Origin of the sequence: Pedobacter punctiformis (genome assembly GCF_027213715.1) — a bacterium.
In the GTDB taxonomy this organism is placed as follows: domain Bacteria; phylum Bacteroidota; class Bacteroidia; order Sphingobacteriales; family Sphingobacteriaceae; genus Pedobacter; species Pedobacter punctiformis.
This window is the reverse complement of record NZ_JAPWGM010000001.1, coordinates 1,085,354-1,100,420: the sequence shown is the minus strand read 5'-3', so window position 1 is coordinate 1,100,420 and position 15,067 is coordinate 1,085,354. Positions and strand designations below refer to the sequence as shown.

Below are 15,067 nucleotides of genomic sequence, written 5' to 3'. Positions count from 1 at the left end.
CACAGTTTTTTGGTTAAATCTGAGTTCAATTAATATTTAGTTTGTAAAATTGTTAAGCTAAAATAAACCAAATATTAACCATCCTTTAAAGCAAAAGTTAAGAATAATATTCTTTGTGTTTTAACAGGCACATTCTAACCGGAAACCAAATTAATTTCAAAATAAATAAACGATTATGAGAAGAGTTTTACTCGTATTAACATTTCTCTCTTTTTCTGTTGGCCTGGCATTCGCACAAAATAAGCAGGTAACGGGTATAGTAAAAGATAAATCAGACGGATTACCACTGATTGGAGTAAGTGTTAACATTAAAGATTCAAAAGTTGGCACCACTACCGATAGCAAGGGCGCTTACAAAATAAGTGTCCCTTCAAATGGTGCTATTTTGACCTTTAGTTACATTGGTTACAAATCACGCAGTATTGCGGTTACCGATCAATCTAAACTTGATGTTAGTTTAGAAGAAGATGCCAATACCTTACAGGAAGTAACGGTAAATATTGGTTATGGAACGGTGCGCAAAAAAGACTTAACGGGTGCAGTAGGCTCCGTAGGTGCTGATGTAATCGCCGCAGCTCCCGTTTCTTCTGCTATAGAGGCCATTCAGGGCCGGGTTGCAGGTGTAAGTATTGGATCAACAGAAGGTGCGCCAAATGCAGAATTAGTGGTACGCCTTAGAGGTGGTGGCTCTATAACAGGTGATAATACACCTCTTTATATCGTTGATGGTTTCCCTGTAAATTCGATTTCAGATATTGCGCCACAGGATATTGAGAGTATAGATATTTTAAAAGATGCATCATCTGCAGCGATTTATGGTTCAAGAGGTGCTAATGGAGTAATCATGATTACCACAAAAAATAGTAAAGACGGTAAAACAGCCATCAGCTTTAATGTATTTGGCGGGGTAAAAAAACTGGCGAAAAAACTGGATGTTTTAACGCCTTACGATTATGCAACCTGGCAATATGAGCGTTCGCTTTTAGATAAATCACCAACTGATTATACCAAGTATTTTGGCAACTACCAGGATATTGATTTATACCAGAATGTACCTGCAAACGATTGGCAAGAGTTAGTTTTTGGACGTACAGGCAGTACTTTTAACTCTAATTTAAGCATTAGTGGTGGTGGCGAAAAAACTAAATATACCATTAGCCATAACTTTGTTAAGGATAAAGCCATTATGCAGCTTTCGGATTATCAAAGACAAAATTTAAACTTTAAGCTCAACCATAAATTATTCGACAAGCTTACACTTGATTTAGGATTTAGGTATTCGGATGCCAAAACAAATGGCGGGGGTACAAATGAGCAAAACGAGGTTTCTTCAGCAGATTCACGCTTGAAATTTGCCATGATTTATCCACCTTTTCCTGTACCGGGTTTAACCACCACTACAGAAACTGATGATGAATTTAACTTGTATAATCCATTGGTTTCAATTTCTGATAACAACCAATATATCCGTCGTAAGGCTTTTAATGTTAATGGTGCCCTAACTTATGACATTATCGATAATTTAAGATTGCGTGCTGAAGTGGGTATTGATGATGTTAGAAATAATCAGGATCGTTTTTATGGAACCACAACTTATTATGTAAGAAATGTTCCTTCAGCAGAAAACCAGAATCTACCGGCCATTATTTTTGCAAATGCAACCACGAATACCTTTAGAAATTCAAATACTTTAAATTATAACTTTAGTAAAGTCTTAAATAAAAACCATAATTTAAATGTGATGGTGGGACAGGAGTACATGACAACTGAAGCTGGTACTTTGATCAACGTTGTGCATGGGCTTCCGAAAACCTTTACGTTTGAGCAAGCCAGAGTTTTATCTACTCAAGGAAAAGCAAACACCATTGATAACAATTTTTCTAACGATAATAACTTATTTTCTTTTTTTGGAAGAGCAAACTATGATTATTTAGGCAAATATTTACTGAGTGCAACTTTCAGGGCGGATGGCTCTTCTAAATTTTCGCCGGGAAACCAATGGGCCTATTTCCCCTCAGTTTCTGGTGCCTGGAGAATTTCTCAGGAAGATTTTATGAAAGGAACGAAACCATGGCTTAACGATTTAAAATTAAGAGCGAGTTATGGTAGCGCAGGTAATAACAATATCCCGGTAGGTCAAACCGTTCAAAGCTTCCAGAATTCTGTTACCACTTGGGTAAATGGTTTCGGTAGCTATTGGGCTGCTTCTAAAGTTATGGCTAACCCAGATTTAAAATGGGAAACCACCATCACCAGGAATATAGGTCTTGATTTTTCATTGTTTAACTCAAAGGTTACCGGTACGATTGATGCCTATTCAAATAAGACAAAAGATTTATTAATTCTATTTCCCGTTGCCGGTACCGGTTACGATAATCAGTATCGCAACCTTGGCTCAACACAAAATAAGGGCTTAGAATTTACCCTGAACTGGAATGCAGTGCGCAAAACCAATTTCGATTTATCATTTAATGCAAATATTAGTTTCAATAGAAATAAAGTACTTTCATTAGGTCCGGTTAAAAACATCAACGCATCATCGGGTTGGGCTTCAACCGAAGTTGGTGTTGATTATTTAGTTGAAGAAGGCGCTTCGGTAGGTAGAATGTATGGTTACCGCAGTGCTGGCCGATACGAAGTTTCTGATTTCTCTGGTTATAATGCAACAACGGGTAACTGGACATTGAAACCTGGAGTGGTAGATGCTACTGCATTTATCGGAGCTTTACGTCCGGGTTCTATGAAGATTGAAGACCTTTCAGGTGATGGTAAAATCGATCTGTCAGACAGAACAATTATTGGTAATGCAAATCCATTAAATACAGGTGGTTTCTCTATAAATTCAAGAATATACAATTTCGATATTGGTGCTTATTTTAACTGGAGTTATGGAAACGATATTTACAATGCCAATAAAATAGAATATACTTCTACCAGTAAATACAGTTCCAGAAATATGATCTCTGAAATGGCTACTGGAAACCGCTGGACAAACTTACGTGCTGATGGTACCATTAGTAATGATCCGGCCGAACTTGCTGCCATGAATGCAAATACAACGCTATGGTCTCCTTATATGAAAACATTTGTGTTAAGCGACTGGGCTGTTGAAGATGGTTCATTTTTAAGATTATCTACGCTAACACTGGGTTATACCTTGCCAGCGAAAATTTCGGAGAAATTAAAAATGAAAAAATTAAGAGTTTATGCTTCTGCTTATAATTTATGGCTGTTAACCAACTATTCGGGCTTTGATCCGGAAGTTTCTACCCGCCGCAAAAGCTCACTAACACCTGGCGTAGATTATTCTGCTTATCCAAAAAGCCAATCGTTTGTTTTTGGTGTAAATGTTAATTTTTAGGCACATCATTTAATATAAAAAGAATGAAAAAGATTATATATACAATGTTCATCCTTACAACGCTTACTTTTATAAGCAGCTGTAAAAAAGCATTAGATGCTCCCGCAAAATCCTCTTTGGACGAGTCTGTTATTTTTTCTACTCCAGCTTTGGCAGAAGGATCAATTCCGGGTATTCTTCAGTCATTTGGAGAAACCAATTCTTACCGTGGCCGGTTTTTGGTTTATTATGGACTAAACAACGATGCAGAAGTTTATAATGGTTTAAAAACGATAGACGATAAAGCAAAGTTATCTAACTACGATGCCAATGTAAACAATGGTCAAATGAATACAGCAGATAATGCCTGGGCCAAATTTTATGAAGGTATTGAAAGGGCTAATTTAGCCATCAGGGGTTTGAGAACATACGGCAATATTAGCAGTAATCCGCAAATGGCTCAAATTTTAGGTGAAATTTTAACCCTGCGTGCAGTATTATACAACGATTTAATTAAGGGTTGGGGCGATGTACCGGCTCGTTTTGAGCCCATTACTTCAGGAACAACCTACTTGGAAAGAAACGACAGAGATGTTATTTACAAACAATTATTAGCTGATTTAGATGAGGCACAAGGTTACCTGCCCTGGCCGGGAGAAAATGCAATAACAGCCAAAGTAGAACGGGTAAGTAAAGCTTTCGCCAAAGGCTTAAGAGCTCGTTTGGCCTTAGCTGCGGGTGGTTATGCACAACGTCTTGATGGTACAGTACGCTTAAGTTCTGATCCGGATTTATCGCGTGATAAAATGTATGCCATTGCTAAAAAAGAATGTATCGACATCATCAACAGCAACAAACTTAGATTACTGGGCTTTGAAGAAATATTTAGAAAACTAAATGAAGAAGGCGGTGCAGCTGGTTTAGAATCGATGTGGGAAATTCCATTTAGCGAAGGCAGAGGCCGGGTTATTTTTGATCTGGGTGTTAAACACCTCAAAACAGATAAATATACCGGGCAGAATAAAGGGGGTACTGATGGGCCAAACCCAATTATGTTATATGAGTATGATAAAGATGATGTAAGAAGAGCTGTAACCATCGTTCCTTACGAATGGGATGGTGGCACAGGCGATACCGGCGGCTACCAGGTGCCTTCGGCATTAGGCCGTTTATATTTTGGTAAATACCGTTATGAGTGGATGAAAAGAAGGGTAACCTCTACCAACGATGATGGTTTAAACTGGATGTACATGCGTTACGGGGATGTGGTTTTAATGGCCGCAGAAGCCGTTAACGAATTAGATGGTCCGGCCGCAGCTGCTCCATATTTAAAAATGATCAGAGATAGAGCTTTCCCTACTAATCCGGCAAAAGTAACTGCGTTTATGGCTACGGCAACCGCATCAAAACAAGCTTTCTTTGATGCAATTGTAAACGAAAGAGCTTTAGAATTTACCGGCGAAATGTTAAGAAAGAATGATTTAATCCGTTGGAATTTATTAGGGGTAAAAATTGCAGAGGCTAAAACTAAATTGCAGCAATTAGAAACCAGACAGGGTAAATATGCCGCACTTCCAGCTAAAATTTATTACAGAACAGCTGCAAATGGCGAAACTGTTGAAATTTATGGCTTAAACTTCGGGGATACGGATGCGCAAGGCATTGCTTTAAACTACCCATCGAGCAAGGCATGGACAATGGCTGCTACGGGTGACGCCATTACGTATTGGGATGCACTTGCCGTAAAAGACCCAAATAAACAGCAGTTCTGGCCAATTTGGCAAGTCTTTTTAGACTCTTCTAACGGATTGTTAAATAATAAAAATTTGAATTTATAAGCGCATAAGGTTATGAAAAGAAATAATTTATATATCAGCCTTTTCTTTCTGATGGCTTTAATTGGGTTCTCAGCTTGTAAAGATAATACAGTAGAAGAAATTACCAGTTTACAGACTGACAGGGCATTTTCTCCTACCGATCTCACCTCAAGTGTTGTAAATAAAACAGGTGTAAAACTAACATGGAAAGCAGTAAACAATGCTAAAACCTATACCATTGAGGTTTTTGAAACTGCAGATTTTTCTGGTACTCCATTAAAATCTATCAGTAATATTGCTTTTACACAAGTTCCTTATACCGTTACCGGCCTTGCTGGTGATACGCAATATTCGATCCGGGTTAAAGCTATTGGAGAAGGGGTAACGGATTCTAAATGGATTACAGCAACCGTAAAAACAGATGCCGAACAAATTTTTAAGGCGATTAATACCGCTAAATTAACATCAAATTCTGTTGTCTTAAACTGGCCGGCCGGAGAACCCGCAACAACAATTACATTAACCCCAGGTAATATTACGCACACCATTACCGCCGCTGAAATTACAGCAGGCGAAGCATCCATTACCGGTTTAACAGGTGAAACTTTATATACCGCAAAATTATTAAACGGAGCAAAAGTTAGGGGCACAACCACCTTTACAACTTTACTTGATTTGGGAGGTGCTATTCCGGTAATGCCAACCGATAATTTAGCAGCTTTAATGGCAAATGCTAAAGCAGGGGATGTATTTGCATTATTTCCAGGAACTTACAACATCAATGCAGATGTTATAGTAACCAACTCTATTTCTCTAAAAGGGGCAAAACCATCAGAAAAGCCAGCGATTAAAGGCATGGTTGTGAGGGTAAAAGCCAATGCTGGTTTGGGTTTAAAAGATTTAGAAATCGATGGTACGGGTTCATTAAATGGTAGTCAGGCTATTATATATGATGAGGCTTCTGATAATGCCTATGGCAATTTGTCTATTGAAAATTGCGTAATCAAGAATTATGTTAAAGGATTGATTTATGTAAACTTAAAAACCCTTATCGAATCTGTAAGCATTAAAGGCAACATAATCAGCAGTATAGAATGTAATGGTGGAGATTTTATTGATTTCAGATCGGGTTTAACTAAAACGCTTAATTTTTCAAATAATACGGTTTATGCATCTGTATTAGCAAGAGACTTTTTTAGGATGGATCCTACCGGTTCTACGAATTTCCCTTCAATAACCTCAGTTATTACTGTTTCTACAAATACGCTTAATGGTATGTGTAATGGTGCGGCCAATAGACTTTTTTATGTTCGTTTAGCCAAACACGAAATTTATTTCTCCAAAAATATAGTCGCTAATTCTGGCGGAATTTTAACCAACCAGGCATCAACAATTATTGTAGCAGCTAATTTTACAGCAAATAATTATTTCAATGCACCAACCTATATGTCAGGAAGTGCCACATCGGGTGCCAAATATGATGCAGGAACTTTTACAACGCTAAACCCTGGCTTTAATGCTCCGGCTACCGGTAACTTTACCATCAGCCAAACAGATTTAAAGGCAAACGGAATAGGCGATCCAAGGTGGAGAAACTAAATCAATATTTTTTTAAGGGGCAGGTTTTAATCTGCCCCTTTTTAATGAACTTTATCGTGCAGATTTATATTGATCAGAATGACAAGAGCACCTCATTTTAAATTTATAGCCCTCTTCATTTTAAGTAGTTTTTCATTTCTTCATCTCCATGCTCAGGAGGTTAAATATCCTGCAACAATAACGGTTTCAAAAGATGGAACAGGCAATTACAAAAGCATTCAGGAGGCGGTTAATTCCACTCGTGATTTAGGAGAAAAGGAGGTCAAAATTTATATTAAAAATGGCACCTACAACGAAAAATTAATTATCCCCTCCTGGAAAACCAAAATTTCTTTAGTAGGAGAAAGTGAGGAAAATACCATTATCAGTTTTAATGATTATTCAGGGAAAGCTAATCCTTCAGGGAAAGACATTTTTGGAAATGAAAAATTAACAACCTATACTTCTTATACCTTGCTTGTCGAAGCCGATGACATTAGCCTTGAAAACCTGACCATTATAAATACTTCTGGAAAAGTTGGACAAGCGGTAGCACTCCATGTTGAAGGTGATCGTTTTAAGGCAAAAAACTGCAAAATTTTAGGCCACCAGGATGCGTTGTTTGCAGCAACAGAAAATAGCAGACAGTATTACGAGCAATGTTTTATAGCAGGTACCACCGATTTTATTTTTGGGAAAGCGACAGCTGTATTTCAAAACTGTACCATTAAAAGCCTGGCCGATTCTTATATTACAGCTGCGGCAACCACCTCACGTCAGCGTTTTGGTTTTGTTTTTTTTAATTGTAAACTCATCGCCGGTTCTGATGTTAAAAAAGTGTTTTTAGGCAGGCCTTGGCGCCCTTATGCGAAAACTGTATTTATCCAATGCGAATTAGGCAGTCATATTGTTCCCGAAGGCTGGAATCCCTGGAAAGGAGACGCCATGTTTGCTGACAAAGAAAAAACTACATTTTATGCTGAGTACAAAAATACTGGTCCGGGGGCTCCAGTTCAATCAAGAGTAAGCTGGGCGAAACAGTTAACAAACAACGAATTTAAATCTTATACTCTTCTAAATATTTTAGGCGGATCGGATCATTGGAATCCAATTCAATAAGCAACGTCAAAATTAATATGAAAATAAAATTCTTTCCCGGTTTAGCCGCAATAGCGATTATTAGCCTGGCATAGTTCACCATTTTTCAAAAGAAAACAACGGTATACATTGTTGGAGATTCTACCGCCGCCAACAAATTGCCTAAAGCCTTCCCTGAAACCGGATGGGGTATGGAACTTCCGGCTTTTTTTAATTCAGACGTAGCCATTGATAACCGGGCTTTAAATGGCAGAAGTACAAAATCTTTTAAAACAGATGTAAACGAGAAAACTGGTCAAACCGTTGATCACTGGCAGCCGGTTATTGATCGGTTAGCTCCCGGCGATTATGTATTGATCGAGTTTGGGCACAATGACGAAAAAACAGATAAACCCGCGGTAGGGACTTCATTAGGCGAGTTTAAAACCAATCTGGTTAATTATGTAAATGAAGCCCGAAATAAAAAAGCAATTCCGGTGTTACTCACCCCAATATCAAGGAGAAGTTTTAAAAACGGTGTCCTTACCGATTCACATGGTGGTTATCCTGCCGTAACCAGAAAAGTTGCCGATTCATTAAAAGTTCCCTTAATTGATATGCTGGTTATGACTGAAGACTTGCTTAAAAAACTGGGTGATCAATCGTCTATAAAATTATTTAACCACGTTGATTCAGGAAATGTAAATTATCCTGCAGGCAAAAAAGACGATACGCATCTAAGTCCTCAAGGTGCTAAAACCGTGGCGGGCCTGGTGGTAAAAGGAATTAAAACGTTAAAACTGGATTTAGTAAAGAAGCTGAAATAAGCGCCCTTAAAATTAAAAAAGATGTCCACTCTGATAAACTCACAGGGACATCTTTTTTGAATATAGATTTACAAAATCTAAAATATATACTTCGTACTTAAGAAATTGGAATCATTGTCGCTTACAATTTCATTCAGCAGTTTTTTGTTATTGTCTGTTAGCTTGGTGGCCACCAAAGAACGGATAGAGAACGAACGTAAGGCATCAACGACCGAAAGGGTGCCTTCCGCACTGTCTTTACGCCCTGTAAATGGAAACACATCCGGTCCACGCTGACACTGACAGTTAATATTTACACGACTTACCTGATTGACCAAAGGATCAATCAGCGAAGAAATTACAGCAGCATTATTGCTGAAAATACTTACCTGTTGCCCATGTGGCGAACCGATTAAATATTCGATTGGCTCTTCCAGATCATCAAAAGGCACCACCGGAATAACAGGGCCAAACTGCTCTTCGCGGTATAATTTCATATTGCTGTTTACCGGATACATAATGGCAGGGTAAACAAAAGATTCAAGCGTTTGACCGCCATTTTTGTTCACCACTTTTGCACCGTGTGTTACAGCATCATCAATACATTCTTTTAAATATTCAGGTTTATTCAATTCGGGAAGCGGTGTTAATGCCACGCCTTTTTCCCATGGCATTCCAAATTTTAATTTCTCTACTTCTGCTGATAAACGCTTTAAAAACTCCTGCGCTAAACTACGGTGTACATAAACAATTTTAATGGCGGTACAACGCTGTCCGTTAAAAGAAAGTGAGCCCAAAACGGTTTCTGAAACGGCCAGATCCAGATCAGCATCTTTAGTAATAATGGCGGCATTTTTAGCATCCAACCCCAATATTGCCCTCAAACGGTTTACTTTTGGATGCAGTTTTTTGAGTTCGTTGGCCACTTTACTTGAACCAATCAGCGTTAACACATTAACCTTACCCGATTTCATTAAACCCGGCACAATGATATTTCCACGGCCATAAATGGTATTCACCACGCCTTTTGGAAAACTTGAACGAAAAGCTTCAAGCAAAGGATAGTGCAATAAAGTACCATGTTTTGGTGGTTTGAATAAAAGCGTATTGCCCATAATCAAAGCAGGAATAAGTGTTGTAAAAGTCTCATTTAAAGGGTAATTAAATGGCCCCATACACAATACCACTCCAAGCGGCGAACGGCGAACCTGAGCGATAATTCCCTGCTCAATTTCAAAACGTGATGATTGCCTGTCGATATCCTTTAAAGCATCAATTGTTGCATAAATATATTCTACCGTACGGTCAAATTCCTTTACCGAATCGGCAAAGGATTTACCAATTTCCCACATAATGAGCTTCACAACAATATCCTTTTGCTCGATCATTTTATGCGTGAAATTCTCCACACAGGTAATCCGGTCGGCCACACTCATGGTTGGCCACTGCCCGCGGCCGTTATCATAAGCCGCAACCGCAGCATCGAGTGCTTCAGTAGATTCCTTTTCGGTACAAACCGGGAAACTACCGATGCGTTTTCGCTTTAAGCCTTCAGCGGTTTTTACGCAAACAGGCGAAAAAACTTCGTTAAAAGGTCCGGTCCAGGTTTTCATTTCTCCATTAGAGAGAAACTCTTTCTGATTGATTTCTTCTGAAAGCCTGAATTCATCCGGAATCTGGCTTTCTTCAACGAAGAGGTTGTCGAGATTTAATGTTGTACTCAATTTTGGTTGTTATTAGTTTTATGGTTCGCTTAATCCATAGTTTTAGTATAGATTTATTTTCAAGAAATAGGGCACTGGGTTAATAATGCCCTATCATTTTTTTAAAGTTCGATAATTTTCATTTTAGGTACTAATGTTTTCATCACTACCCACGCGATGATATAGGCAACAGCGCAAAAAGCAAACATTATGGTGTACCCTGTTTGAATGTGTCCCAGTGTTTTATAATGATCAAATAATGCTCCGCCAACTTTTGAAACAATTACCCCGCCAATACCTCCGGCCATGCCACCAATACCGATGATGGAACCAACAGCCTTTTTAGGAAACATATCGGAAACGGTTGTAAAAATATTTGCAGACCATGCCTGATGTGCAGATGCACCGATCCCGATTAAAATCACCGGAATCCAATACGTGTAATGCCCCAATGGTTGCGCCAGTAAAATAACCAATGGGAATAATGCAATGACGAACATGGCTTTCATACGGCCTTCGTAAACATTATACCCTTTTTTAAGGAAATATGCCGGAAACCAGCCGCCGCCAATACTTCCAATCATGGTCATGCTGTACAATACAAAAAGAGGGAATGAAATTGAGGTTCCTTCCATGCCATATTGTGCTTTTAAATAAGAGGGCAACCAGAACAGGAAAAACCACCAAACACCATCGGTCATAAATTTACCAAAGGTAAAGGCCCAGGTTTGTTTATAGCCCAACAACTTAAACCAGGAAACTTTTTTAGCTTCTGTTTCCGATTCAGTGGGCACAATAACTTTCTGATCGGTATCGCATAAAATATATTCAAGCTCTGCTTTATGTAAACGTTTCTGTTCTTCCGGCTTATCATAAAATATAAACCAAAAAATTAACCATAAAAAACCAACGGCACCGATAATTAAAAAGGCGGTTTCCCAGCCCCAGGCTTCGGCAATATAAGGTACCGTTGCTGGTGCAAGGATAGCACCAACGTTTGCCCCGGAGTTAAAAATACCCGTCGCCAATGATCTTTCTTTTTTAGGGAAATACTCTGCGGTTGCTTTAATGGCTGCCGGAAAGTTACCCGATTCGCCAAAGCCTAAAACGGCTCTTGAAACAATAAAACCCAATACGGAAATTGAAATTCCTGTTATTCCGGCTAAAGCCAGAAGGGAAGAAATTGCACCACCCACCGGAATGGCTTTTGCATGTAAAATTGCACCTAAAGACCATACAACAATTGCAACGGCATAGCCCCATTTTGTACCCAGTTTATCAATAATCCGGCCTGCAAAAAGCATGGATATCGCGTAAACAAATTGAAATGCTGCGGTAATGTTCGCGTAGTCGCTATTGGTCCAGTTAAATTCTGTTTCAAGCTTGCCCGAAAGCAAACTCAATACTTGTCTGTCTAAATAGTTTACGGTGGTAGCAAAAAACAAAAGGGCGCAAATGGTCCATCTGTATTTACCAATTTTTTCCTGGTTCATTTGGTTAGTTTGGGTGTTTAAGTTTTTTATTTACTCTGCTGAATTAGCTCCAGCGCCAGTTTGGTATTGTCAAATAACTCCTCATAAAGTCCTTTAGCTATAACCTCTTTACTGATTAATTTACTGCCCATGCCTACAGCACAAACACCTGATTTAAACCAGGTTTTTAAATTCGTTGCATCAATTTCTACTCCTCCGGTTGGCATAAATAATTGTCCGGCAAATAAATCTTTAATGGATGATATAAATTCTGGTCCCAAAATGTTAGCCGGGAAAATTTTAATCAGCATCGCTTTATTTTCCTGTGCAACGCTAATTTCTGTTGGCGTCATACATCCAGGAATCCAAAGCATATTCAGCTTATTGGCAATTTCGGCAACAGCCGGATTTACGATGGGCGCAACAATAAAATCAGTTCCAGCATCAATAAAAGCATGAGCATCTGCAGGCGTTTTAATTGTTCCGATACCCAAATATAAATCAGGCATTTCAGCATCTCTGATTTCCTTTAACTTTTTAAAGTTTGGCAGGGCCGATTTACCCCGGTTGGTGTATTCAAAAACCCGAACACCGGCTTTGTACAAAGTGCGCAATATTTCTACGCTTCCTTCTTCGCTGTCCTGGTAAAAAAGAGGCAACATGCCTTGTTCTAAAATGGCATCTAAAATTTTATGCTTATTACTTATCATCGCGTATAATTCTTTTTTCTATATCAGTAACGGTGCTGGTGGTGGCATCGCTGGGTATGTACAATTTATCGTAAGCGGCTGCGGTAGCAAAATCAATTACATCCTGTACCGGCAACTGATTATAAAAACCGTAAATTAAACCGGCCATGTAACAATCTCCGCTGCCTACCTTATCTAAAATTTCATCCGAAACGTATTCTGCTGAAAGTGATAATTGATTTTCTGTATAAATGGCCGTTGAGTATCTTATTCCCTTGCCATAATCGAAACGAAAGGTATTGGCAACTACTTTACAAGCTGGAAACAAACTTAAAATTTCTTTCGAGGTATTGGTTGCCTGTTGCAGTAACGTTTCCTTTGCATAGGCACCATCTGTTTTTAAATCTGTATGCAATGCTGTTCCAAGCATTTTATTGGCTGCCCAAACATTACCCATAATCAGATTACAGTATCTGGCCAGTTCAGGTAAAATATCTATCGGTTCTTTACCATATTTCCAAAGTTTGGCTCTATAGTTTAAGTCTAAAGAAATGGTAATTCCCTTTGCGCTTGCAGCCTTTACAGCTTCCAAACAAACATCAGCTACCGATTGATTAATGGCCGGGCAAATGGCGCTGAAATGAAACCAGCTTACGCCTTCAAAAACCTCATCCCAGTTAATTTGATTGACCTGTAAATCTGAATAAGAGGAATGTGCTCGATCGTAAATTACACCTGCATTTTTAAGGTCTTTTCCCTTCGGCAAATAATATAAACCAAGCCTGTTGCCTGCAAATATCATTTTAGAAATGTCAATATTTTTAGTTGCCAGGTCATCTACAATTTCATGCGCAATAGAATTATCGGGCACTGCCGATAAATAAGCAGAAGGCACATTCCAAAGGGCAAGGGCAGTTGCTACATTTAACTCTGCTCCGCCTACATAAAAAGGCAGTTTATTTTCTTTAAGCCATTGCCCGTCCATATCCGGACAAATGCGTAAAAGTAATTCCCCGAAGCTTAAAACTTTTTCTCTTTTTTTTGACAGGGATGATATTTGGTCACTCATTTTTATCTCTAATCGGCGTATTTCGACCTATTCTCACAATCAGGCTGAAAATTTAAGGAAAACGATTGAAATGATTTCTTTCGAACCATTTTCCTTCAAAAAGCACGTTTTTATTAAAATTTGAAGTAATTTTTTGCGTTAAAATACGAAATATCCTGCACAATTTTGCCAATCCACTCCATGTCATTGGGTAATTCTCCGTTCTCAACATCTTCTCCAAAAAGGTTGCAAACAATCCTTCTGAAATATTCGTGACGGGGAAAAGACAGGAAACTTCGCGAATCGGTAAGCATCCCAACCATACGACTTAAAAGCCCCATATTTGACAATGCATTTAACTGTTTGATCATTCCATCTTTTTGATCCAGAAACCACCAGGCCGAGCCAAACTGAACTTTACCCGCTACAGATCCGTCATTGAAATTACCGATCATTGTTGCAATTAATTCGTTATCTGCAGGGTTCAAATTATAGATGATGGTTTTAGCGAGTTTATCCTGTGTATCCAAACGGTTTAAGAATTTAGATAACATTCTGGCCTGACTAAAATCGCCGATAGAATCCCAGCCTGTATCGGGGCCTAATTTACTAAGCATTCGGGTATTGTTGTTCCGCAATGCGCCTAAATGGTATTGCTGAACCCAGCCTTTTTCATGATCCCATTCTGCAAAATAAACCAGCATAGCGGACTTGAATTTCAGGTTTTCCTGATAAGAGATCTTTTGTTTACTACGGATTTTATCGAAAATGCCTGAGATTTCAGTTTCTGTATAATCTTCTGCGTAAATCTGTTCTAAACCATGATCTGAAACCGAGCAACCATTAGCGGCAAAATAATCATGGCGGTTTTTTAGTGCATCAATATAATCCTGTAAATTACCAATGGTTTTATTCACCACACTTTCCAGTTTATCAATGTATTCGTTTAAACCTTCCACATCATCACTGTTCATGGCTTTATCCGGACGAAAAGCGGGAAGCATTTTTAAATTTACGCCTTCTCTGGCCAGTTGCTGATGGAAGTTTAAACTATCCAAAGGATCATCAGTAGTGCATACGGCCTCCACATTCATTTTAGCCAGTAAACCACGAACTGAATATTCAGGAGTTTGTAGTTTAGCAGCACATTCATCATATATTTTTTGAGCCGTTTTACCCGACAGCAATTCGTTTACTCCAAAATAGCGCTGCAATTCTAAATGTGTCCAATGGTATAAGGGATTGCGCAGTGTATAAGGAACGGTTTCTGCCCATTTCTCAAATTTTTCGTAATCAGAACCCGCACCGGTAATGTATTTTTCGTCAACACCATTGGCACGCATGGCCCTCCATTTATAGTGATCGCCGGAAAGCCAAACTTGACTGATGTTTGTAAACTGAACATTATTAGCAATCTGCTCAGGAATTAAGTGATTGTGATAATCAATAATGGGTAATGACTTTGCAAAATTGTGGTAAAGCGTTTGTGCTGTTTTACTTTGTAAAAGAAAATTTTCGTCTAAAAAAGGTTTCATTT

The 15,067-nt window shown here is 38.7% G+C and carries 10 protein-coding genes; 5 read left to right on the top strand and 5 right to left on the bottom strand.

From position 1 onward, the window contains the following. The first annotated feature begins 175 nt into the window (after positions 1-175). From O0955_RS04905 to O0955_RS04885, 5 genes are all read left to right on the top strand, one after another. The gene (locus O0955_RS04905; RefSeq protein ID WP_269426404.1) at positions 176-3,361 is read left to right on the top strand and encodes a SusC/RagA family TonB-linked outer membrane protein; all 3,186 of its coding nucleotides are present in this window, start codon (positions 176-178) and stop codon (positions 3,359-3,361) included. 23 nt (positions 3,362-3,384) lie between these two features. Continuing rightward, entirely contained in the window at positions 3,385-5,178 is a 1,794-nt protein-coding gene (locus tag O0955_RS04900; RefSeq protein ID WP_269426403.1) for a RagB/SusD family nutrient uptake outer membrane protein, read from the top strand. 12 nt (positions 5,179-5,190) lie between these two features. Continuing rightward, positions 5,191-6,756, top strand: coding sequence for a fibronectin type III domain-containing protein (locus O0955_RS04895; RefSeq protein ID WP_269426402.1), 1,566 nt, complete (start codon positions 5,191-5,193; stop codon positions 6,754-6,756). A gap of 78 nt (positions 6,757-6,834) precedes the next feature. After that, positions 6,835-7,854: a pectinesterase family protein gene (locus tag O0955_RS04890; protein WP_269426401.1), complete on the top strand. Its 1,020-nt coding sequence runs from the start codon at positions 6,835-6,837 to the stop codon at positions 7,852-7,854. A gap of 80 nt (positions 7,855-7,934) precedes the next feature. After that, on the top strand, positions 7,935-8,639 hold the full coding sequence (locus tag O0955_RS04885) for a rhamnogalacturonan acetylesterase (protein ID WP_269426602.1): 705 nt from the start codon (positions 7,935-7,937) through the stop codon (positions 8,637-8,639). Positions 8,640-8,716: 77 nt separating this feature from the next. Here the strand turns inward: O0955_RS04885 and O0955_RS04880 are convergent, their stop codons facing one another. The 5 genes from O0955_RS04880 to uxaC form a co-directional block, all read right to left on the bottom strand. After that, complete coding sequence (locus O0955_RS04880) at positions 8,717-10,342, bottom strand: NADP-dependent glyceraldehyde-3-phosphate dehydrogenase (protein WP_269426400.1); 1,626 nt, start codon at positions 10,340-10,342, stop codon at positions 8,717-8,719. Positions 10,343-10,443: 101 nt separating this feature from the next. Then, positions 10,444-11,814 (bottom strand): MFS transporter, encoded by a 1,371-nt coding sequence (locus tag O0955_RS04875; protein WP_269426399.1) that lies wholly within the window; start codon positions 11,812-11,814, stop codon positions 10,444-10,446. A gap of 26 nt (positions 11,815-11,840) precedes the next feature. Next, complete coding sequence (locus O0955_RS04870) at positions 11,841-12,503, bottom strand: bifunctional 4-hydroxy-2-oxoglutarate aldolase/2-dehydro-3-deoxy-phosphogluconate aldolase (RefSeq protein ID WP_269426398.1); 663 nt, start codon at positions 12,501-12,503, stop codon at positions 11,841-11,843. Beyond that, positions 12,493-13,551 carry a sugar kinase gene (locus tag O0955_RS04865; protein WP_269426397.1) on the bottom strand — a complete coding sequence of 353 codons (1,059 nt, stop codon included), beginning with the start codon at positions 13,549-13,551 and terminating at the stop codon, positions 12,493-12,495. The genes O0955_RS04870 and O0955_RS04865 overlap by 11 nt, the downstream gene beginning before the upstream one ends. Before the next feature lie 113 nt (positions 13,552-13,664). After that, entirely contained in the window at positions 13,665-15,065 is a 1,401-nt protein-coding gene (gene uxaC / locus O0955_RS04860; protein WP_269426396.1) for a glucuronate isomerase, read from the bottom strand. Between the last annotated feature and the right edge of the window lie 2 nt (positions 15,066-15,067).

Bases quoted from the DNA above. Each gene is read 5' to 3' on its own strand.
- O0955_RS04890 (WP_269426401.1), top strand. From the start codon at position 6,835: ATGACAAGAGCACCTCATTTTAAATTTATAGCCCTCTTCATTTTAAGT.
- O0955_RS04895 (WP_269426402.1), top strand. From the start codon at position 5,191: ATGAAAAGAAATAATTTATATATCAGCCTTTTCTTTCTGATGGCTTTA.
- O0955_RS04870 (WP_269426398.1), bottom strand. From the start codon at position 12,503: ATGATAAGTAATAAGCATAAAATTTTAGATGCCATTTTAGAACAAGGC.
- O0955_RS04905 (WP_269426404.1), top strand. From the start codon at position 176: ATGAGAAGAGTTTTACTCGTATTAACATTTCTCTCTTTTTCTGTTGGC.
- uxaC (WP_269426396.1), bottom strand. From the start codon at position 15,065: ATGAAACCTTTTTTAGACGAAAATTTTCTTTTACAAAGTAAAACAGCA.
- O0955_RS04865 (WP_269426397.1), bottom strand. From the start codon at position 13,551: ATGAGTGACCAAATATCATCCCTGTCAAAAAAAAGAGAAAAAGTTTTA.
- O0955_RS04875 (WP_269426399.1), bottom strand. From the start codon at position 11,814: ATGAACCAGGAAAAAATTGGTAAATACAGATGGACCATTTGCGCCCTT.
- O0955_RS04900 (WP_269426403.1), top strand. From the start codon at position 3,385: ATGAAAAAGATTATATATACAATGTTCATCCTTACAACGCTTACTTTT.